This is a genomic window from Rahnella sp. Larv3_ips (assembly GCF_003697865.1).
Lineage (GTDB): Bacteria > Pseudomonadota > Gammaproteobacteria > Enterobacterales > Enterobacteriaceae > Rahnella > Rahnella rivi.
In genome coordinates, this window is record NZ_MJIB01000008.1 from 137,871 (window position 1) to 156,695 (window position 18,825).

The following is an 18,825-nucleotide window of genomic DNA, read 5'->3' on the forward strand; positions in this document are numbered from 1 at the left end:
ACACCCGCGTGCCGTATTACGGCACCAACACGCCCATCGATGAGTGCTACGACTGTGGCTACACCGGCGAATTCGAATGTACCAGCAAAGGTTTCACCTGCCCGAAATGTGGCAATCACGAACCTTCCCGCGTGTCAGTCACCCGCCGCGTGTGCGGTTATCTCGGCAGCCCGGACGCCCGTCCGTTTAACGCCGGTAAGCAGGAAGAAGTGAAGCGCCGGATTAAACATCTGGGTAACGGCCAGCTGGGTTAATGCGTTGAGATTCCATCAGTATTACCCGATAGACGTCGTCAACGGGCCGGGAACGCGCTGCGTGCTGTTCGTTTCCGGCTGCGTCCACGAATGCCGCGGGTGCTATAACAAAAGCACCTGGCGGCTGGATTCCGGCAAACCCTTTACGCAGGAAGACGAAGACCGCATCATCGCCGACCTGCAAAATACCGTCATCCCACGTCAGGGGCTGACGCTCTCCGGCGGCGACCCGCTGCATCCGCAGAATCTTTCCGCCGTGCGCCAGTTGTTGTTGCGCGTGCGGGCAGAATGTCCGGGTAAAGACGTGTGGATGTGGACCGGTTATACGCTGGGTGAACTGAGCGCTGAACAGCAGGAAGTGACGGCATTAATCAACGTGCTGGTCGACGGGAAATTCGTACAGGAACTGAAAGACCCGTCACTTATCTGGCGCGGCAGCGGTAATCAGGTGATCCATTACTTACGTTAGATTCCATTCAGAGGGGAAATCATTCCCCTCTCCTCTGATTCAAATTCCATTCAGTAAAAAATCAAACGCATTTTTCACTTCATAGATTTCACCATCGAGCTGCCTGACCTGATCGCCAATTTCCTGAGGCGGGATCCCGCCTGGAATGTGTGTCATCAGCACATAATGTTTGTGCTGAACTTTAAGTAACGGGCACAGTTTTTTAGGGGGAGAGGTAGTCATCCTCGCCAGGGGAACCAGCGGCACCATGACGGTATGACCAAAGCCACTCGCCGCAGGATGGAGAACATTAAGCAGATAAGGGTAAGCGGCTTTACGCTCACCCATATTTTTATAAATAGCGTAATGCTCCATTTATAATTTCCGTGGCGGATGAGTCAGCGTCCCATGCTTTTCCACGTATTTCTTGAGCGCCTCAAGCCCGGCCCGGTTTTCACGTCGCCATTGCTCAACTGCTGTTTCCTGAACGGGTTGCTCCGCAGACATTTTAAAATCCCTCTTATTTCCTACTGACATAACAGTTCCTTTTACAGTTTTTAGTATGAAAAACAATCAACTAAAACAAAGTGTATTCCTTCACACTCAACTCGTAAATCACCACTGTTAATTCCTGCGAGGCATCTTCCAACTCTTCATTTCCCTGCAATCAGACCTTCACCCAACTGTCATTAAGCTCCGCCAACATGATGCCAACGCCACACTGAGGTTTGCATCATGACCCTTTCAGACCGCTTTCATACTTCCCCTGCCATAGCCCGTTTATCCCGTGCGAGGTATTCATTGTGATGAACTTATCTAGACATCCGACCAGTCACACCACGGTGTATCAGCAAATCGCTGCCGAACTGGAACAGGAACTGCGTAACGGTTACCGCTGCGGTGATTATCTGCCGCCGGAACAACAGCTTGCCGATCGTTTTCAGGTGAACCGCCACACGCTGCGCCGTGCGGTGGATGAGCTGGTGGATCGCGGCTGGCTGCAACGCCGTCAGGGCATTGGCACGCTGGTGCTGATGCGGCCTTACGATTATCCGCTGCACTCGCAGGCGCGGTTCAGCCAGAACCTGCTGGATCAGGGCAGTCACCCGACCAGCGAACGTCTGCTGGCGGTGCTGCGTCCGGCGACCGATCACGTCGCGGCGGCGCTGTCCCGCCAGGAAGGCGACACGATTATTCATTTGCGCACACTGCGCCGCGTTAACGGTGTGCCGGTCTGCGTGATTGACCACTACCTGCCAGATCTCGACTGGTGGCCTGCGCTGCAAAACTTCCACAGCGGCTCGCTGCACGATTTTATCCGCGAAGAAATTAAGCAAAAACTCAGCCGCCGCACCACCCGTATCAATGCCCGCCGCGCGCTGGCGAAAGAGAGCAAATTACTCGAAATCGTACCGCAGGCACCGCTGCTGTGTGTGCGCACCCTGAACATTCGTGAAGGCAGTGACATGGTGGCGGAATACTCCGTCAGCCTGACGCGCGCCGACATGATCGAACTGACCATGGAGCACTGAATGGATCACCTGCAAACCCGCCAGCGCTGGATGTCGGTGCTGGCTCACAGCCGCCCCGACGAACTGCTCGCGCACTGGCAAACGTTAAATTTATCACCGCAGTTTGAACGCATCCGCGCTGCCGAAACCGGCCTGACGCAGCTTCAGGGCCGCATGGGCGGCACCGGAAAACGTTTCGTGATGGGCGACATGACCATCACCCGCGCGGTCATTCAGTTAGATGGCGGCGTCTATGGCTACAGCTACGTCAGCGGGCGCAATAAACCGCACGCCGAACTGTGCGCGGTCATCGACGCCTTACTGCAAATGCAGGGCATGGACGAACTGCTGCATAAACGTGTGATTGCCCCGCTGGCTGCGCTGCAACAGGAGCGCCGTCAGCAACGCGCCCGTGAAGTGGCTTCCAGCCGCGTCGATTTTTTTACCCTGGTTCGCGGAGAATAATTCATGTCACTTGTTGCCAGTTTTCAACATCCCGTTGCCGATGCGCAGTACAGCTTTCGTCGTATTCTCAAGGCGTTAAGCGAGCCCGGCGTCAGCGTGCAGTTGCCCGCCATGCCCGGTTTTGGCGCACTGGGCTCTGCCAGCGCCTGCGTGCTGCTGACGCTTATCGATAAAGACACGCCGCTGTGGCTGAGCGCGTCGCTCAACGATGAAATCCTGCGTAAAAACCTGCGTTTTCATACCGGTGCCGTGCTGACCGACAATGCGTCTGCCGTCAGTTTTGCGCTGGCCGATCCGGCGCTCGACAGCGCCACCCTGCTGGCTTTCCCGTGCGGGGATGAAATGTCACCGGAGCTGGCGACCAGCGTGATTGTTCAGCTGGAAAGTCTCACCGGCGGCACGCCGCTGCGTCTGAGCGGGCCGGGCATCGAAAGCAGCCGGATGATCACGCCGCAGTTGCCCGATTCCGTCCGCGATTATCTGCTCAACCGCCCTCACCGCTTCCCGCTGGGCCTGGACTTTATGTTCACCTGCGGCGAAGAATTGATTGCCATACCGCGCACCACGCGCGTGGAGGTGTGCTGATGTACGTTGCCGTTAAAGGGGGTGAGAAGGCGATTGCCGCCGCCCATCAGTTGCTGGCGCACGAACGCCGTGGCAACGCCGATGTGAATGAACTGGGCTGTGATCAGATTGAACAACAGCTGGGGCTGGCGGTTGACCGTGTGATGAGCGAAGGCGGGATCTACGACCGCGAGCTGGCGGCGCTGGCGATCAAACAGTCCGGCGGTGATCTGGTAGAAGCGATTTTCCTGCTGCGCGCTTACCGCACCACGTTGCCGCGTCTGGCGACCAGCGAGCCGCTGAACACTCAGGCGATGCGCCTTGAACGCCGCATTTCCGCCATCTACAAAGATCTGCCAGGCGGCCAGGTGCTCGGGCCGACCTACGATTACACCCACCGTCTGCTGGATTTTGCCCTGCTGGCCGAAGGCGAAGCGCCGTTTACCCCGATTGCCGATGAACCGCAGCCGGAAGACTGCGGGCACGTATTTGATCTGCTGACACAGCAACAGCTGGCCGTTCGTGAGGAAGACGACGGAAGTGAGCCGGAAGATATCACCCGCACGCCGCCGGTATTTCCGGCATCCCGCGCGGCGCGTCTGCAACAACTGGTGCGGGGCGACGAAGGTTTTCTGCTGTCGCTGAGCTATTCCACCCAGCGCGGTTACGGTCGCACGCATCCGTTTGCCGGAGAAATCCGCACCGGCTGGCTGACCGTCGACATTGTGCCGGAGGAGCTGGGTTTTGCCATTGATATCGGCGAAATCCTGCTGACCGAATGCGAGATGGTGAACGGTTTTGTCGCCCCCGAAGACAAACCGCCGCACTTTACCCGTGGATACGGGCTGGTGTTTGGCCGTGCCGAGCGCAAGGCGATGTCGATGTCGCTGGTGGATCGCGCACTGCAAACCCGTGAATACAATGAGCAGATCAGCAGCCCGGCGCAGGACGAAGAATTCGTGTTGTCGCACGCCGATAACGTCGAAGCCGCCGGTTTTGTTTCGCACCTCAAACTGCCGCATTACGTCGATTTCCAGGCCGAACTGGAGTTGCTAAAACGCCTGCGCGCCGCGAAAGAACAGGATCCTGCCAATGAACAATAATACCGCCCGCACACTGACCGGCTACAACCACGGTTATCTCGATGAACAAACCAAACGCATGATCCGCCGTGGGATCCTCAAAGCCGTGGCGATCCCCGGTTATCAGGTACCGTTCGCCGGACGCGAAATGCCAATGCCTTACGGCTGGGGCACCGGCGGGATCCAGCTGACCGCCAGCGTGATCGGTGAAAACGATGTGCTGAAAGTGATCGACCAGGGCGCCGACGACACCACCAATGCCGTGTCGATCCGCAAATTCTTCCAGAGTGTCGCGGGGGTGAAAACCACCGAGAAAACCGTGGAAGCCAGCCTGATCCAGACCCGCCACCGCATCCCAGAGACGCCGTTGCAGGAAGATCAGATCCTGATTTTTCAGGTTCCGATCCCGGAGCCGCTGCGCTTTATTGAACCGCGTGAAACGGAAACCCGAAAAATGCACGCGCTGGAAGAGTACGGCGTGATGCAGGTGAAACTTTACGAGGACATCGCGCGCTTCGGCCATATCGCCACCACCTACGCCTATCCGGTAAAAGTGAATGACCGCTACGTGATGGATCCGTCGCCGATCCCAAAATTTGATAACCCGAAAATGAACATGATGCCCGCCTTGCAACTGTTCGGTGCCGGCCGTGAAAAACGTATTTACGCCCTGCCGCCGTTCACCAAAGTGGAAAGTCTGGATTTCGACGATCATCCGTTCACCGTCCAGCAATGGGATGAACCCTGCGCCCTCTGCGGCTCGCGCCACAGTTATCTTGATGAAGTGGTGCTCGACGATCAGGGCAACCGCATGTTCGTGTGCTCCGACACCGATTTTTGTGCTCAGCAGGTTGAGCAACAGGCTTCCAACGAGGGTAACCGCTGATGACCACTCCCTTAAATCTCGCCGCCGAACCCCTGTTGTCGGTGAATAACCTGACCCACCTTTATGCGCCGGGTAAAGGCTTCAGCGATGTGTCGTTCAATCTGTATCCGGGCGAAGTGCTGGGCATTGTCGGTGAATCCGGCTCGGGTAAAACCACGCTGTTGCAGTCGATTTCTGCCCGCCTCGCGCCACAGCAAGGGCAGGTCATCTACAACAACGGCCAGGTTGCCGCACAGTCGTTGTATGACATGGCCGAAAGCGACCGCCGCCGTTTGCTGCGCACCGACTGGGGCGTGGTGCATCAGCATCCGATGGACGGTTTACGCCGTCAGGTGTCTGCCGGGGGCAACATCGGCGAACGTCTGATGGCCGTGGGCGAACGTCATTACGGCGATATCCGCAAGAAAGCCGGTCAGTGGCTGGAGGATGTCGAAATTCCGGTGTCGCGCATTGATGACCTGCCGACCACGTTTTCCGGCGGCATGCAGCAACGTCTGCAAATCGCCCGCAATCTGGTGACGCATCCGCGTCTGGTGTTTATGGACGAACCGACCGGCGGACTCGACGTGTCCGTGCAGGCGCGTCTGCTGGATCTGCTGCGCACGCTGGTGGTGGAAATGCAGCTGGCGGTGGTGATTGTCACCCACGATCTGGGCGTCGCCCGCCTGCTCGCACACCGTCTGCTGGTGATGAAGCAGGGTCAGGTGGTGGAAAGTGGATTAACCGACCGCGTGCTCGACGATCCGCATCATCCTTATACGCAGCTGCTCGTTTCTTCCGTGCTGTCCTGAACCTTATTTAAGAGAAAGAGTGACCAAAATGACGACGAAGCTCAGGGTCGAAAATCTCAGTAAAACGTTTGTTCTGCATAACCAGAACAGCGCCAGATTGCCGGTATTCAGCAACGCCAGCCTGACAGTAAATGCCGGGGAATGCGTGGTGCTGCACGGCCATTCCGGCAGCGGGAAATCCACCCTTCTGCGCTCTTTATACGGCAACTATCTGCCGGACAGCGGCAAAATCTGGGTGGAACATCAGGGCCAGCAGATTGACATGGTTAGCGCCGAAGCACGGCAGATCCTGGCGGTTCGCCGCCATACGGTCGGCTGGGTCAGCCAGTTTCTGCGGGTTATCCCACGTATCAGCGCGCTGAACCTGGTGATGCAACCGCTGCTGGAACTGGGCGTGGATAAAGCGCAAAGCGAAGCCCGCGCCAGCGCCTTGCTGCGCCATCTGAACGTGCCGGAACGTCTGTGGCACCTCGCGCCTTCGACGTTTTCCGGCGGCGAACAACAGCGCGTGAACATCGCCCGCGGTTTTGTGGTCGATTATCCGGTGCTGTTGCTCGACGAGCCGACGGCTTCGCTGGACGCCACCAACCGCGCGGCGGTCGTCACGCTGATTGAACAGGCCAAAGCGCGCGGCGCGGCGGTGGTCGGGATTTTCCATGATGCGGATGTACGCGAACGCGTTGCCGATCGTTTATATGAAATGAGCCCGGAAACGGCTCCGGAGATGTCCGCATGATCATTAATAACGTCAGACTGGTGCTCGACGATCAGGTTGTTGAAGGATCTCTTGAGATGCAAAACGGCGTGATCAGCGCCTTCGCTGACACCCGCAGTCAGTTACCACAGGCGCTGGATGCGCAGGGCGGCTGGCTGATGCCCGGTTTTATCGAGCTGCACACCGATAATCTGGACAAATTTTTCACGCCGCGCCCGAAAGTTGACTGGCCGGCACATTCCGCAATGAGCAGCCACGATGCGCTGATGGTCGCCAGCGGTATCACCACGGTGCTGGATGCCGTGGCGGTCGGGGATGTGCGCGACGGCGGGCATCGTCTGGAGAATCTGCAAAAGATGATCGACGCGATTGTGAACAGCCAGAACGCCGGGCTGAACCGCGCCGAACACCGTCTTCATCTGCGCTGTGAACTGCCGCATGAAACCACGTTGCCGCTGTTCGAGAAGCTGATGGACACGTCAGTGTTGTCGCTGGTGTCGCTGATGGACCATTCGCCGGGCCAGCGCCAGTTCGCCACGCCGCAGAAATATCGCGAATATTATCAGGGCAAATACAACCTTAACGATGAGCAGATGGAGGACTATCAGGAAGAGCAAATCGCCCTGTCGCGCCGCTGGGCACAGCCAAACCGTGAAGCCATTGCTGCACACTGCCGTGAGCGCAGGATTTCACTGGCCAGCCACGATGATGCCACCGCCGCACATGTCGAAGAATCGCTGGCGCTCGGCAGCGTGATCGCTGAATTTCCGACCACCGAAGAAGCGGCGCGTGCTTCTCATGCTAACGGGTTGCAGGTGCTGATGGGGGCACCCAATATCGTGCGTGGCGGCTCGCATTCCGGCAACGTCGCGGCGCACCAGCTGGCCTCACTCGGCCTGCTGGATATTCTCTCCTCCGACTACTATCCCGCCAGCCTGCTCGACGCGGTCTTCCGCATCGCGACGGATGAGAATAATGCCTTCAGCCTGCCGCAGGCGGTGAAGCTGGTGACCCGTAATCCGGCTAATGCGCTGGGCTTGCAGGATCGCGGGGAAATTGCCGAGGGCAAACGCGCGGACCTGGTGCTGGCACGCGCGCACGGCGAACATCACTACGTTCAAAACGTCTGGCGACAGGGCATTCAGGTGTTCTGAGGGGAGAAAGGATGAGTCGTTTACTCTATCTGATGGGCGCGTCGGGTTCAGGCAAAGACAGTCTTCTGGACGCGTTGCGCCAGCATTTACCCACTGATGTCGCCGTGGCGCACCGCTACATTACGCGCCCTGCCGATGCGGGCGCCGAGAACCACATTGCGCTGAGTGAAACCGAGTTTTCTCAGCGCCGCCAGCTCGGTTTATTTGCCCTTGAATGGCATGCACACCAGTGCCGCTATGGCGTGGGCATTGAAATCGACAGCTGGATGCAACTGGGCTGTCATGTGGTGGTCAACGGCTCACGCGCGCATCTGGACATCGCCCGTCAGCGTTATGGCAAGCGGCTGCTGCCGGTGTGTTTGCAGGTTTCAGACGAAGTGCTGGCCGCACGTCTTACGAAACGCGGACGCGAAAATGCGGCGCAGATTGCCTGTCGGCTTCAGCGCGCCAGAGAGTATGCCAGCGCGCTGCCCGCCGAATGCCATCTGCTGAACAATGACGGCGCATTACAGGAAACATTACAGCATCTGCTGGCGGTGCTTTCGCTGCCGGTCAGTGCCCCGGCTTATCCCGTGACGTTACGATGAAGGATCCTATGACAGACATCATTTCTCCCTTTTCGCTGGCTGATGAACACGATTTTTCCCGGCCTCAAATTGGTCAGCAGGTTGAGCTGAACGGATCGCAGCTCGGGCACTATGTGCACATCGCGGATAACGCGATCATCGAAGAAACGCAGATCGGCGATTACTCTTACACCGCCGGAAATAACCAGATCTTCTACGCGACGATCGGCAAGTTTGTGTCGATCGCCACTTATGTGCGGATCAATCCCGGCAATCATCCGACCTACCAGCGTGTGGCGCAGCACCATTTCACCTACCGCAGTTCGGTGTATGGGCTGGGTGAAGACGATCAGGCCTTTTTCGACTGGCGGCGTGAGCATCACGTCACCGTGGGCAATGATGTGTGGATCGGCCATAACGCGGTGCTGATGCCGGGCGTGAACGTCGGCAATGGCGCGGTGATCGGCACGTCGGCAGTGGTCACCAAAGACGTCGAGCCTTATTCCATCGTCGCGGGTGTACCGGCGAAGAAGATCGGCATGCGCTTTGACGATAAGATGATCGACAGGATCGAAAAAAGTCAGTGGTGGAACTGGGATCATGAAACGCTGAAAGAAAGGATGCCGGACTTCAGGGATCTGGCGGTATTTGCGGAAAAATATCTGTAAAGATCGACCGGGAGGAAGCGTCAGGTCAGACAGGCAGAAAATTCACGTTTTTTGCCTGATACCTTATCACAAGGATCCGCCTGAGCGGATCACGCGGATTAAAGATCTTCAATACTGGCGGCAATCTGATCGGATTCCAGCACCGTTATTCCGCCCAGCCCGGCATTGAATGCCTGCTCCTGCAACGCTCTGGCCACGATATCAGCATCAATGGCTTTCAGTTTTCCCGGCAATAATTTAAACAATGGCGCACTCAGTTGTTCCAGCAGGCGCGGTGGATGCCGTTTTCCCACCAGCAAAGACGGTCTGACCAGCGTCAGCAGCGGCCATCCCTGTTGCATCAGCGCCTGTTCCATTTCGCCTTTGGTCCGGTTATATAAAAAACGCGAACGCGCATCGGCACCGTGGGCACTGACGGTAAGACAATGGCGTGCGCCCAGTTCCCGTGCGGCTTTGGCGCTGTCGACAACCAGGTCGTAATCGACGGCCCGGAAGGCCGCCGCACTGCCAGCCTGTTTGCGGGTGGTACCCAGACAACAGAACAGCAAATCGATGGGTTCATCCAGCGCGACCACCAGTGAGGTCAGATTGGCTCCCAGCGGATTGACCACTTTACTGCCCGGCGGCAAAGGACGGCGGCTCGGCGCAACAATGCGGCTGACGCGCGGGTCCAGCTGGAGCAGGCGCAGAAGCTCTCGCCCTACCAGACCACTCCCACCAAGAAGAAGAACTTTTGCCATATCACTTCCTTTTAAACATCGGCGTTTCAGATAGCTTTTATCAGCAGATTTTTCAGTGTTACCTGATCGTTAAAGCAGCGCTATAAGACATATCCTGTTACGGATGAATGTCAGACATCCCCCGATCCCACAGCAGCTTTTTCCCAAAGCCGAGCGTGTTGTCGGTCATCTTGATGTAATTGAGTTTAAGCCGCCACACCGGCGCTTTCATCGCCACGGCCACCGGAAAATGCGTGCAATAAAGATGGCGCGCGCGCCCCTCTTCTTCACCACTGAGCAGCGTGGCCTCTGCGCGAAACTGAATCCCCTGGATCAGGGCGATGGTTTTCGGATGCGGTGCGATGGTGCCGACCACCTGCGGCGATTTCGCCATCAGTGCGCCGTGCAGCGTTTTCATTTCCGTCATGAAATACAGCGACAGGCTTTCTGAATCGGTAACGTAAAAACAGTTGGCGCTCCACATCTCGCCATCGGCGGCGGCGCACAGCGCCAGAACGTGGTTTTTATTGAGAAACTTCAGGATGTGTTTCAGATCGTCGGGATTATTCATCAACGGTGCCCTTTCCATTCTTTGCGCACAGTGTAACGTGCTGCCAACAGGTTTTACGTCACTCCTTTGTGCGCTTCGGGTAAACTTACGCAAACTTTATTAAACGCCATGAGCCTATGTCAGCCCCACCAAACTGGTATTTGTATATGTTGAGAACCCCGACCGGCGTGCTGTACACCGGGATCACCACCGACGTGACGCGGCGTCTGGCGGAGCATCAGTCCGGAAAAGGGGCGAAAGCGCTGCGGGGAAAAGGCGAGTTACGGCTGGCGTTCCATTGCCCTGCGGGCAACCGTTCGCTGGCATCGAAGCTGGAAATCAGAGTGAAAAAGCTCAGCAAGGCGCAAAAGGAGTTACTGGTAAAAAATGCGCCGCCGTGTCTGGAAAGGTATTTTGGCTTGCCGGAGAGCGGTGTTCAGGAAGAGTGCTGACGGGCCTGATGACAGGCCCGCTGGAAATCAGAAACGGTTAAATGCCGCCGGGAAAACCACTTCTCCGCTGGCATGAGTGAGCGCATCGTCTGACAGGGTAAACAACTGGAAAGCATCCTGCGTGCCCGGCCAGCGGCAATGCAGGTCGTGTGGCGCGGCGGGTTTGAAGCCAAAACGGCGGTAATATGCCGGTTCACCTAATACCACCACAGCGGCATAGCCGAACTCGTTGAGGGAATCTAACCCTTCGTACACCAGTTTTTGCCCCAGCCCCTGTTTGCGCAGAGAGGCTTCTACCGCCAGCGGAGCCAGCCCTACCCAGTTACGGTCTTCACCCTGAATATCGACCGGGCAAAACGCAACGTAACCCACGACACCACCTTCATCATCCGTTGCCACAACGCCCAGCGTCAGCAGGCCGTCTTCGCGCAGTTCCTGGACTAAATCGGCTTCGGCACCGGTCGGAAACGCAGAGCGCAACAGGCGGTCTATGCCCGCCGCATCTACAGGAATTTCAGTTCGAATTAACATGATTCAGCTACCGGAGCTTGTGGCTCGCGGCCCTCTTGCAGACCTGCTTCAACAAAGTCGGCCAGACGCAGCAGACCGTTTTTCAGCAGTGCAGGCATCGTATCAAGGTCGATAGAATCCATCAGATTCTTCACGTTCAGACCGAGTTCAGTGTCACCTTCAATGCGCAGACGACGCTGGAAGAACAGCGTATCCGGATCTTCCTTACGCGCCGCGATCAGGATCAGATCGTTGGCTTGACCACTGAAACTGACGTCGGCTTCGCCTTGTTCGCGAACGATCAGTTTGCCTTCGCTGACGGACATCTGCCAGCTCAGGTTGAGATCGGAAACCTCAATTTTTAACCAGCGGCTTTCCAGAAAATCCAGTTCGCCGTCGGCCAGTGCCTGACGTAACTGCCAGCTCAACACCTGCTGCAAAACCTGACGCGACACGGCGAAAGGGGTGAATTTTAAAGGCACACTTAACAGGGATGGCCCCTGACGAACTATACGTGCACGTAGTTTTTGCAACACTCGCACTACTCCTTTCGGTAACTTTTTGGGCAACACGTCAGTCTATTTTGCCACATCGCCAGACTCATTCAGCGGCCTGCATCAATAAATACTGCTACAGAAAAACCTCACGTACAACCTCCCCGGCCCTAACTCACCGCTCAATACCGCAGAAACTGCCTCAAATCAAAATATTGCATCTATAGCTTCTCTAAAATAGTTCGCCAACCGAAGCCCTCGCTGATGAATGAATTACGTCGGCATATCGCTTCTCATCACTATCAACCCTTCAGCTACGCTGTCCGGTTGCAGCAAGGAATGATCATGGAGCTACTTTGTCCGGCAGGGAATTTACCTGCGCTGAAAGCGGCGATCGATAACGGGGCCGATGCGGTTTATATCGGCCTGAAAGACGACACCAACGCGCGCCATTTTGCAGGTCTGAATTTCACAGATAAAAAACTCCAGGAAGCGGTCAGTTACGTGCACAGCCGCCAACGTAAACTGCACATCGCCATCAATACGTTTGCACATCCGGACGGGTATCAGCGCTGGGAGCGCGCCGTGGATATGGCCGCGCAACTCGGCGCGGATGCGCTGATCCTCGCCGATATCGCCATGCTGGACTACGCGGCCAATAAATATCCTCACGTCGAGCGCCATGTTTCGGTGCAGGCTTCGGCCACCAACGATGAAGCGATCCGTTTCTATAAACGTAACTTCGACGTCGCCCGCGTGGTGTTACCGCGCGTACTTTCCATGCATCAGGTGCGTCAGCTCTCGCGCACATCGGTGGTGCCGCTGGAAGTGTTCGCCTTCGGCAGCCTGTGCATTATGGCCGAAGGCCGCTGCTATTTGTCTTCCTACCTGACCGGTGAATCACCCAATACCGTCGGAGCCTGTTCTCCGGCGCGGTTCGTGCGCTGGCAGCAAACCGCGCAGGGCATGGAATCACGCCTGAACGATGTGCTGATAGATCGTTACGAGGAAGGCGAAAACGCCGGTTATCCGACGCTGTGCAAAGGCCGTTATCTGGTGGATGGCGCCAAATATCATGCACTGGAAGAGCCAACCAGCCTGAATACGCTGGAATTACTGCCCGAGCTGTTCGCCGCCAATATTGCCTCGGTGAAAATTGAAGGCAGGCAGCGCAGCCCGGCCTACGTCAGCCAGGTCGCCCGCGTCTGGCGTGCGGCGATAGACCGTTGCATGGCCGATCCGGCGCACTTTACAACCGATGCCGCCTGGATGAGCACGCTGGGCGCAATGTCTGAAGGGACACAAACGACGCTCGGTGCCTATCACCGCAAATGGCAGTAACCGAAGAGACAATGATGAAATATTCTTTAGGCGCCATCCTTTATTACTGGCCGAAAGCGCAGGTGGAAGAGTTTTATCAGGCCGCCGCCGCAAGCAGCGCAGACATCATTTATCTGGGTGAAAATGTCTGTACCAAACGCCGTGAAATGAAGGTCAACGACTGGCTGGAGGTCGCGCGCCAGCTGGCAGCGACCGGCAAACAGGTGGTGATCTCCACGCTGGCGTTGTTGCAGGCACCGTCTGAACTCAATGAACTGAAACGCTATGTCGAGAACGGTGAGTTTCTGCTGGAAGCCAATGATTTTGGCGCAGTGAATATGGCTGCTGAGCGCAATCTGCCGTTTGTGGTTGGCCATGCGCTGAACTGCTATAACGCCGTTACGCTAAAAATCCTGCAAAAACAAGGCATGGTGCGCTGGTGTATGCCGGTTGAGCTTTCCCGCGACTGGCTGGCGAACCTGCTGAACCAGTGTCAGGATCTGGGTATTCGCGATAAGTTTGAAGTGGAAGTGCTCTCTTACGGGCATCTGCCGCTGGCTTATTCGGCACGCTGTTTTACCGCGCGTTCAGAGAACAAAGCCAAGGATGAGTGCGAAACCTGCTGCATCGGGTATCCGCAGGGCCGCAAGGTGCTGTCACAGGAAAATCAGCAGGTGTTCGTGCTCAACGGTATTCAGACGCAAAGTGGCTATTGTTACAATCTCGGTAATGAACTGACCTCGATGCAGGGGCTGGTGGATATCGTCAGGCTGTCGCCGGAAAGCAGCGAAGCACTTGCCACGCTGGAGGCATTTCGCCGCAATGAGCACGGATTAGCGCCGCTGACGCTGACCGATAAGGCTGACTGTAACGGTTACTGGCAGCGCGTCGCCGGACTGGAGCTGCGCCAGTAATTTCAGCCCGTGCGAAAAAGAAAAGGGATATGGCTTTGCGGCGATATCCCTTTTTTATCACGCTTTTTTATGTTTGCGCCTGAACATTGCCCGCAGGCGGACACCGTCGCGCAGCATGCCCACGGCAATACCGGTGAAGGTGTAAAACGCGCACAGGATCAGCAGCATCAGAATATCGCCGCCCACGTCTTTGAACGGCAGCCCCATCTGATTCACCCCGGCAATCGCTTTGGTCGCCCACGTCGAAGGCAGCATAGAAGAGATTGCCCGAACCCATGCCGGCATTGCCTGTAAGGGCCAGATAGTGCCGGAGATGTAAAACACCGGCGTGGTCAGAAAAGCCAGCGTCAGGTAAATCAGCTCGACGCTGCGCAGACATTCCGTAACCAGTTTGCCCAGCCCTAAAACGGCCAACAGGAACGGGAAAGTCAGCAGCAGAATTTCCGGAATGCTGGCCGTTTGCCGGTAGCCTAATATCCACGGCCAAAGCACAAAGAGCACGATCGATAAAAACAGCCAGACCGGGATCAGCGCCGAAATCCCGCCGAGAAATGCCGGGATCGTCGGTTTTCCGGAGGGAGCGCTGTTGAGCACAATACTGACGCGCACACTGGCAATCAGCAGGGAGTGTTGTAACAACATCACCAGCAGGCCGGGGAAAATGATTGCCGCAAAGCTGATGCCGGGGTTAAACAGATCCAGCGTCTGCCCCACCATCGGCGAGAGCACCACGCTGGCCTGACGCTCGCTGAAGCCGTTGCTCAACAACAGATCAGTGTTGTATTGGGTGAGGATCGCCTGATACGCCCCCAGCACATCCTGCTGGATCTGCCCGTTTGCCAGACGGTTGGTGGCATCGCCGTACACCGGAATAACGATATTTTGACCGGCGAGGATCTTCTTCTCCAGATCGACCGGCATGATGATCACGGCGAACAGTTTGCGCAGCGCAAGATCGTGCTCGGCATCCGCCAGATTTTCATAGTGCACCGTGGCGACTTTCGAGGTCGCGTCGAGCTGGCGGGTCAGCATCCGGCTGGCGGTACTGTGATCCTGATCGACGACGGCGACCGGCAAGTCCCACACTGTGCGGTTGGCGTAGACCATGCTCATCACGCACAGGGAAATCAGCAGCATCATCCACATCGGTTTATCAAGCAGGCCCGTCAGCACTTTGCTGAAAGTCCCCCACCAGGTCCTGAACCATTCGCGACGGGTCATTTTCCTGGCTCCTGTTGTTTCAGCCGCAGATATAAGCGTTTACGCACCAGAAGGCTGGTGACCAGCGGATAGATCAGCAGGATGGCGCAGACCATTAAAATACCGCGCACGGACACTTCACGCAGGAAGACGTCAAACATCGCGGCCAGGGCGTAACTGAGCGGTTCGATGCCGGAAATAATCCGCGCAGGCAAAGGCATCGACAGCACCGGGACCGCCATACCGGAGAAGGTCAGCGCGATACTGACGAAAATCCCCATCATGGTGTAGGCCGTAATCGTGGTTTTGGTAAAGGTAAACAGCAACAGCCCGAGGCTTTGGGCGGCAATCACATAAAAGAAACCGATGAGCAGCATATATAACGGGTTACCGCTGACGCGCGCGTCAAAAAAGCCGACCAGCATGGCGATCTCGACCATCAGTAACGTGGTGAAACACAGCGTGTAAGGCGCGAGTTTGCCCAGCAGTGCCAGCGTAAACGACGGCGTGCTGATCAACGCCTGACTGCGCGCCATGACGTAAATCATGCAGGTGACGGTAAACAGTTGCAGCAGGTGAATGGTCGCAGCGAACTGCTGGTAATAAATGTAACTGCCGCTGGCATTGAACAGGCTGCCGTAGGACAAATCCACGCTCGCCAGCGACGGCAACGTTTTGCCGATTTCAGTCGCGATAATCGAACGATAACGGGTATTGAGTTCAGTGATCAGCCCGCTGAAATCCTGCGTGGAATACAGTCCGGCACCGTAGAACAAAGCGTTGTAATACAGCACCGCACTCGGCTGTTTTCCGGCCAGCACATCCGCTTCGAAATTAACCGGAATATACAGCAACGCGTAATCCTGCGCGGTACGCAGGCGATATTCCGCTTCCTGCAATCCGCCACTGAAGGCCTGAACATGCGCATGGGAACCGGCGTCCAGTTTGCGGGTCAGGGTCTTCGACAGGTTGCTGTGATCGTTGTCGATGACCGACACCGGTAAATTCAGCAGGGTGCCTTCAGAGAAATTGCTGCTGATGAGGCCAAACAGCAACAACGGGAAAATCCAGCACAGCCAGTGGATCACCGGCTTGCGGAATGCATGACTGACTTCACGGTTAAATGCCCGGCTAAAACAGCGCCATCCGGCTTTTATTCTTTCACTGCGCGGCGCTTTGACCCGCTTCACTTCGCCTTCCACTGCCACAGCGCACTCATGCCCTGCCGCAATCCGGGCACCGGTTTCGCAGGGTAAAGACGCACTTCAAAGGTTTTAAGATCGAAATCACCTGTCGCACGCGTGGCGCGTTTGGTTGCGTAATCACCGAGCGGTGCGATGTAGCGCACTTCGGCTTCGATCATCTGGTTGTTCAGCGCAGGCACGCGCATTTGCACTTTGTCGCCTTTGCGCACGCCGGCCAGAATATCTTCGCGCAGGTTAAAAACGAAATAGGCGTCAGGCAGACGGACTAACGTCAGCAACGGGCTGTTCGCACTTTCCAGTTCGCCGACTTCCACCGGGATCGGCCCCACTTCACCATCGACCGGGGCTTTCACCTGCAAGTCATCGGTTTGCGCTTTGATTTCCAGTAAGTCTTCTTCCGCCTGACGCAGCTGCGCGGCGTAGCTTTCGCGCTGTTCCACGCGGTCGCCATTGACACCTTCATCAAGATTGGCTTTGGCGACGAGAACTTGTGCATAGGCGCTGTCGCGGGCGCGGCGGGAATCTTCTAAATCAGACGCTGAAATAAACCCTTTCGCCGCCACTTTGGCGTTGCGGTTATAGAGGTCGCGGGCGTTAACATATTCCGCCTGAGACTGGGCCAGCGTGGCTTTCAGGTTGCGGATGCTCTCTTCGCGAGTACCGTTAACGGAGAGATCGAGCTGCGCTTTTGCCTGATCGCGGGCAGCTTCGGCGGCGCGCAACTGCGCCATCATTTCCGGGCTGTCGAGGGTGATCAGTAGCTGACCGGCTTTGACATCGTCACCGCGTTCAACGTGACGTTCAATCACGCGGCCTTTGGCTTTGGAGGCGACAATGACTTCCGGCGCATCGACTTCGCCCTGCAGCAATAAGTCCTGATTGTTCGCACGGAACAACACGGCTAAAGAAACCGCCACGAAGACCAGCAGAAGGGTCAATAAAATTCGTTTACTCATGTGTTGCCTGATCCTTTTTTTTCTCGCCAGTGTTCTTTAAAGGCATTGGTTTTCCATTCCTTGAGTGTCCTTACGCCGCGCTCTGTTTTCGGAGTGATCGATACATCACAGGAGGCGTTCAATCATAGCGGCGCTGACAGAGAGTTTTTAACACAAAACAACATATTGACTGAAACGATAAATTAAACGCAATTCATAGTCGTTACGCATGAGTTGGAGGATCAGGAAAGGCACAAATGCAGTATTCAATCCACGGTGAATGGGTAATACTCGTTCTAATTATGAGCATTTTTAGCGGGCGAACTGCTTGTGTTTCGCCCATCAACGAGTGAGCCGTGACTATGTCTGATAAACACACCGTTCCCCTATCCGTGCTGGATTTAGCACCCGTTCCACAAGGTGCCGACGCTGCACAGGCCTTTAAATCTTCCCTCGATTTGGCACAACATGCTGAAAAATGGGGCTATCAACGTTACTGGATGGCTGAGCATCACAACATGACCGGCATCGCCAGTGCGGCGACGTCGGTGTTGCTGGGATACATCGCGGGCGGCACGAAAACGATTCGCGTCGGTTCCGGCGGGGTCATGCTGCCCAACCATTCCCCGCTGGTCATTGCCGAACAGTTCGGCACGCTGGCGACGCTGTATCCGAACCGTGTCGATCTTGGTCTTGGCCGTGCGCCGGGTACCGATCAGCGCACAATGATTGCGCTGCGCCGCCATCTCTCCGGTGAAGTCGATAATTTCCCGAAAGATGTGCAGGAATTACAGTTGTACTTCGGCGAAGTTCAGCCACAGCAGGCGGTGCAGGCCGTGCCGGGTCAGGGATTGCATGTGCCGATCTGGCTGCTGGGGTCGAGCTTGTACAGCGCTCAGCTGGCCGCCGCACTGGGATTGCCTTTTGCCTTCGCCTCGCATTTTGCGCCGGATATGCTCTATCAGGCATTGGCCATCTATCGCAGTAAATTCCAGCCTTCTGCCCAGTTTGAAAAGCCGTATGCCATGGTGTGTATTAACGCGATTGGCGCGGATACGGATGAAGAAGCGCGACGGATGTTTACCTCAAATCAGCAGCAGTTCATCAATCTGCGTCGCGGTATGCCGGGCAAACTGCCAGCACCCGTGGATAACATTGAAAGTCTGTGGTCCGCGTCAGAGCGCTTTGGGGTGGATAATGCGCTGCGTATGTCGGTCGTCGGCAATAAAGACACGCTACGCCAGGGATTGCAGTCTATTCTGCGTGAGACACAAGCGGATGAACTGATGATTAACGGCCAGATTTTTGATCATCAGGCGCGTTTGCATTCCTTCGAGATTGTGGCCGGTTTACAGGATGATTTGGTAAAAGAACAGCGCATCAGTTAATCGCGTTCACACATTTAAGACGAAAAAAAACCAG

The 18,825-nt window shown here is 56.3% G+C and carries 25 protein-coding genes; 16 read left to right on the forward strand and 9 right to left on the reverse strand.

Going from position 1 to position 18,825, the window contains the following annotated elements:
- Both nrdD and nrdG read left to right on the forward strand, forming a co-directional pair.
- The coding region (gene nrdD, locus ED901_RS13875) for an anaerobic ribonucleoside-triphosphate reductase (RefSeq protein ID WP_305775600.1) at positions 1 to 254 on the forward strand (254 nt) is incomplete at its 5' end.
- Between the two features lie 4 nt (positions 255 to 258).
- Positions 259 to 723 carry an anaerobic ribonucleoside-triphosphate reductase-activating protein gene (gene nrdG / locus ED901_RS13880; protein WP_122096261.1) on the forward strand — a complete coding sequence of 155 codons (465 nt, stop codon included), beginning with the start codon at positions 259 to 261 and terminating at the stop codon, positions 721 to 723.
- Positions 724 to 762: 39 nt separating this feature from the next.
- Here the strand turns inward: nrdG and ED901_RS13885 are convergent, their stop codons facing one another.
- Together ED901_RS13885 and ED901_RS13890 are read right to left on the reverse strand one after the other, a co-directional pair.
- Entirely contained in the window at positions 763 to 1,077 is a 315-nt protein-coding gene (locus ED901_RS13885) for a CcdB family protein (RefSeq protein ID WP_122096262.1), read from the reverse strand.
- A complete protein-coding gene (locus ED901_RS13890) occupies positions 1,078 to 1,239 on the reverse strand; it encodes a type II toxin-antitoxin system CcdA family antitoxin (RefSeq protein WP_082465799.1) in 162 nt (53 codons plus the stop codon). It lies immediately after the preceding gene.
- Between the two features lie 269 nt (positions 1,240 to 1,508).
- On the opposite strand from ED901_RS13890, the gene phnF reads away from it, so the two are divergent.
- Genes phnF through ED901_RS13940 form a run of 10 tightly spaced genes read left to right on the forward strand, consistent with a single transcriptional unit; the run spans position 1,509 to position 9,104 of the window.
- A complete protein-coding gene (gene phnF, locus ED901_RS13895) occupies positions 1,509 to 2,234 on the forward strand; it encodes a phosphonate metabolism transcriptional regulator PhnF (protein ID WP_122096263.1) in 726 nt (241 codons plus the stop codon).
- Positions 2,235 to 2,678, forward strand: coding sequence for a phosphonate C-P lyase system protein PhnG (gene phnG / locus ED901_RS13900; protein ID WP_056782410.1), 444 nt, complete (start codon positions 2,235 to 2,237; stop codon positions 2,676 to 2,678).
- A gap of 3 nt (positions 2,679 to 2,681) precedes the next feature.
- Positions 2,682 to 3,263, forward strand: a complete 582-nt coding sequence (gene phnH / locus ED901_RS13905; RefSeq protein WP_122096264.1) for a phosphonate C-P lyase system protein PhnH — start codon at positions 2,682 to 2,684, stop codon at positions 3,261 to 3,263.
- Positions 3,263 to 4,345, forward strand: a complete 1,083-nt coding sequence (locus ED901_RS13910; protein WP_056782412.1) for a carbon-phosphorus lyase complex subunit PhnI — start codon at positions 3,263 to 3,265, stop codon at positions 4,343 to 4,345. Before phnH ends, ED901_RS13910 begins: the two co-directional genes overlap by 1 nt.
- Positions 4,335 to 5,210: an alpha-D-ribose 1-methylphosphonate 5-phosphate C-P-lyase PhnJ gene (locus tag ED901_RS13915; RefSeq protein WP_122096265.1), complete on the forward strand. Its 876-nt coding sequence runs from the start codon at positions 4,335 to 4,337 to the stop codon at positions 5,208 to 5,210. Before ED901_RS13910 ends, ED901_RS13915 begins: the two co-directional genes overlap by 11 nt.
- Complete coding sequence (phnK, locus tag ED901_RS13920) at positions 5,210 to 6,001, forward strand: phosphonate C-P lyase system protein PhnK (RefSeq protein ID WP_056782414.1); 792 nt, start codon at positions 5,210 to 5,212, stop codon at positions 5,999 to 6,001. Before ED901_RS13915 ends, phnK begins: the two co-directional genes overlap by 1 nt.
- Positions 6,002 to 6,029: 28 nt before the next feature.
- Entirely contained in the window at positions 6,030 to 6,737 is a 708-nt protein-coding gene (phnL, locus tag ED901_RS13925; RefSeq protein ID WP_056782415.1) for a phosphonate C-P lyase system protein PhnL, read from the forward strand.
- Positions 6,734 to 7,870 carry an alpha-D-ribose 1-methylphosphonate 5-triphosphate diphosphatase gene (gene phnM / locus ED901_RS13930; protein ID WP_122096266.1) on the forward strand — a complete coding sequence of 379 codons (1,137 nt, stop codon included), beginning with the start codon at positions 6,734 to 6,736 and terminating at the stop codon, positions 7,868 to 7,870. Before phnL ends, phnM begins: the two co-directional genes overlap by 4 nt.
- Positions 7,871 to 7,881: 11 nt before the next feature.
- Positions 7,882 to 8,457 carry a ribose 1,5-bisphosphokinase gene (gene phnN, locus ED901_RS13935; protein WP_122096267.1) on the forward strand — a complete coding sequence of 192 codons (576 nt, stop codon included), beginning with the start codon at positions 7,882 to 7,884 and terminating at the stop codon, positions 8,455 to 8,457.
- An 8-nt stretch (positions 8,458 to 8,465) separates the two neighbouring features.
- Positions 8,466 to 9,104: an acetyltransferase gene (locus tag ED901_RS13940; protein WP_056782418.1), complete on the forward strand. Its 639-nt coding sequence runs from the start codon at positions 8,466 to 8,468 to the stop codon at positions 9,102 to 9,104.
- Positions 9,105 to 9,202: 98 nt separating this feature from the next.
- Here the strand turns inward: ED901_RS13940 and ED901_RS13945 are convergent, their stop codons facing one another.
- The gene (locus ED901_RS13945) at positions 9,203 to 9,844 is read right to left on the reverse strand and encodes a hypothetical protein (RefSeq protein ID WP_056782419.1); all 642 of its coding nucleotides are present in this window, start codon (positions 9,842 to 9,844) and stop codon (positions 9,203 to 9,205) included.
- Between the two features lie 97 nt (positions 9,845 to 9,941).
- The gene (locus tag ED901_RS13950; RefSeq protein WP_122096268.1) at positions 9,942 to 10,394 is read right to left on the reverse strand and encodes a YhbP family protein; all 453 of its coding nucleotides are present in this window, start codon (positions 10,392 to 10,394) and stop codon (positions 9,942 to 9,944) included.
- Between the two features lie 116 nt (positions 10,395 to 10,510).
- Here ED901_RS13950 and ED901_RS13955 point away from each other — a divergent pair, with 116 nt between their 5' ends.
- The gene (locus tag ED901_RS13955) at positions 10,511 to 10,825 is read left to right on the forward strand and encodes a GIY-YIG nuclease family protein (RefSeq protein ID WP_122096269.1); all 315 of its coding nucleotides are present in this window, start codon (positions 10,511 to 10,513) and stop codon (positions 10,823 to 10,825) included.
- 27 nt (positions 10,826 to 10,852) lie between these two features.
- On the opposite strand, the gene ED901_RS13960 is transcribed toward ED901_RS13955, so the two are convergent.
- Positions 10,853 to 11,356: a GNAT family N-acetyltransferase gene (locus ED901_RS13960; RefSeq protein ID WP_056782422.1), complete on the reverse strand. Its 504-nt coding sequence runs from the start codon at positions 11,354 to 11,356 to the stop codon at positions 10,853 to 10,855.
- Positions 11,350 to 11,871, reverse strand: coding sequence for an SCP2 domain-containing protein (locus ED901_RS13965; RefSeq protein ID WP_122096270.1), 522 nt, complete (start codon positions 11,869 to 11,871; stop codon positions 11,350 to 11,352). The genes ED901_RS13960 and ED901_RS13965 overlap by 7 nt, the downstream gene beginning before the upstream one ends.
- Positions 11,872 to 12,174: 303 nt before the next feature.
- On the opposite strand from ED901_RS13965, the gene ED901_RS13970 reads away from it, so the two are divergent.
- Positions 12,175 to 13,170, forward strand: a complete 996-nt coding sequence (locus ED901_RS13970; RefSeq protein WP_056782424.1) for a peptidase U32 family protein — start codon at positions 12,175 to 12,177, stop codon at positions 13,168 to 13,170.
- Positions 13,171 to 13,184: 14 nt separating this feature from the next.
- Positions 13,185 to 14,063, forward strand: coding sequence for a U32 family peptidase (locus tag ED901_RS13975; RefSeq protein WP_122096314.1), 879 nt, complete (start codon positions 13,185 to 13,187; stop codon positions 14,061 to 14,063).
- Positions 14,064 to 14,120: 57 nt separating this feature from the next.
- Here ED901_RS13975 and ED901_RS13980 read toward each other — a convergent pair whose 3' ends face one another.
- From ED901_RS13980 to ED901_RS13990, 3 genes are read right to left on the reverse strand one after another with little or no spacing between them, the layout of a single operon-like run.
- Complete coding sequence (locus tag ED901_RS13980) at positions 14,121 to 15,284, reverse strand: ABC transporter permease (RefSeq protein WP_122096271.1); 1,164 nt, start codon at positions 15,282 to 15,284, stop codon at positions 14,121 to 14,123.
- The gene (locus tag ED901_RS13985) at positions 15,281 to 16,453 is read right to left on the reverse strand and encodes an ABC transporter permease (protein ID WP_122096315.1); all 1,173 of its coding nucleotides are present in this window, start codon (positions 16,451 to 16,453) and stop codon (positions 15,281 to 15,283) included. Before ED901_RS13985 ends, ED901_RS13980 begins: the two co-directional genes overlap by 4 nt.
- Positions 16,450 to 17,424: an HlyD family secretion protein gene (locus tag ED901_RS13990; RefSeq protein WP_056782426.1), complete on the reverse strand. Its 975-nt coding sequence runs from the start codon at positions 17,422 to 17,424 to the stop codon at positions 16,450 to 16,452. The genes ED901_RS13985 and ED901_RS13990 overlap by 4 nt, the downstream gene beginning before the upstream one ends.
- A 341-nt stretch (positions 17,425 to 17,765) precedes the next feature.
- On the opposite strand from ED901_RS13990, the gene ED901_RS13995 reads away from it, so the two are divergent.
- On the forward strand, positions 17,766 to 18,791 hold the full coding sequence (locus tag ED901_RS13995; protein WP_056782427.1) for a luciferase-like monooxygenase: 1,026 nt from the start codon (positions 17,766 to 17,768) through the stop codon (positions 18,789 to 18,791).
- The last annotated feature ends 34 nt before the right edge of the window (positions 18,792 to 18,825 follow it).

Excerpts from the sequence above, each read along its gene's own strand:
- ED901_RS13970 (WP_056782424.1), top strand. The coding sequence starts at position 12,175 with ATGGAGCTACTTTGTCCGGCAGGGAATTTACCTGCGCTGAAAGCGGCG.
- ED901_RS13950 (WP_122096268.1), bottom strand. The coding sequence starts at position 10,394 with ATGAATAATCCCGACGATCTGAAACACATCCTGAAGTTTCTCAATAAA.
- phnL (WP_056782415.1), top strand. The coding sequence starts at position 6,030 with ATGACGACGAAGCTCAGGGTCGAAAATCTCAGTAAAACGTTTGTTCTG.
- ED901_RS13945 (WP_056782419.1), bottom strand. The coding sequence starts at position 9,844 with ATGGCAAAAGTTCTTCTTCTTGGTGGGAGTGGTCTGGTAGGGCGAGAG.
- ED901_RS13995 (WP_056782427.1), top strand. The coding sequence starts at position 17,766 with ATGTCTGATAAACACACCGTTCCCCTATCCGTGCTGGATTTAGCACCC.
- ED901_RS13885 (WP_122096262.1), bottom strand. The coding sequence starts at position 1,077 with ATGGAGCATTACGCTATTTATAAAAATATGGGTGAGCGTAAAGCCGCT.
- ED901_RS13990 (WP_056782426.1), bottom strand. The coding sequence starts at position 17,424 with ATGAGTAAACGAATTTTATTGACCCTTCTGCTGGTCTTCGTGGCGGTT.
- ED901_RS13960 (WP_056782422.1), bottom strand. The coding sequence starts at position 11,356 with ATGTTAATTCGAACTGAAATTCCTGTAGATGCGGCGGGCATAGACCGC.
- ED901_RS13975 (WP_122096314.1), top strand. The coding sequence starts at position 13,185 with ATGAAATATTCTTTAGGCGCCATCCTTTATTACTGGCCGAAAGCGCAG.
- phnN (WP_122096267.1), top strand. The coding sequence starts at position 7,882 with ATGAGTCGTTTACTCTATCTGATGGGCGCGTCGGGTTCAGGCAAAGAC.
- phnK (WP_056782414.1), top strand. The coding sequence starts at position 5,210 with ATGACCACTCCCTTAAATCTCGCCGCCGAACCCCTGTTGTCGGTGAAT.
- phnF (WP_122096263.1), top strand. The coding sequence starts at position 1,509 with ATGAACTTATCTAGACATCCGACCAGTCACACCACGGTGTATCAGCAA.
- ED901_RS13915 (WP_122096265.1), top strand. The coding sequence starts at position 4,335 with ATGAACAATAATACCGCCCGCACACTGACCGGCTACAACCACGGTTAT.
- phnM (WP_122096266.1), top strand. The coding sequence starts at position 6,734 with ATGATCATTAATAACGTCAGACTGGTGCTCGACGATCAGGTTGTTGAA.
- phnH (WP_122096264.1), top strand. The coding sequence starts at position 2,682 with ATGTCACTTGTTGCCAGTTTTCAACATCCCGTTGCCGATGCGCAGTAC.
- ED901_RS13940 (WP_056782418.1), top strand. The coding sequence starts at position 8,466 with ATGACAGACATCATTTCTCCCTTTTCGCTGGCTGATGAACACGATTTT.
- ED901_RS13955 (WP_122096269.1), top strand. The coding sequence starts at position 10,511 with ATGTCAGCCCCACCAAACTGGTATTTGTATATGTTGAGAACCCCGACC.
- phnG (WP_056782410.1), top strand. The coding sequence starts at position 2,235 with ATGGATCACCTGCAAACCCGCCAGCGCTGGATGTCGGTGCTGGCTCAC.
- ED901_RS13980 (WP_122096271.1), bottom strand. The coding sequence starts at position 15,284 with ATGACCCGTCGCGAATGGTTCAGGACCTGGTGGGGGACTTTCAGCAAA.
- ED901_RS13890 (WP_082465799.1), bottom strand. The coding sequence starts at position 1,239 with ATGTCAGTAGGAAATAAGAGGGATTTTAAAATGTCTGCGGAGCAACCC.
- ED901_RS13910 (WP_056782412.1), top strand. The coding sequence starts at position 3,263 with ATGTACGTTGCCGTTAAAGGGGGTGAGAAGGCGATTGCCGCCGCCCAT.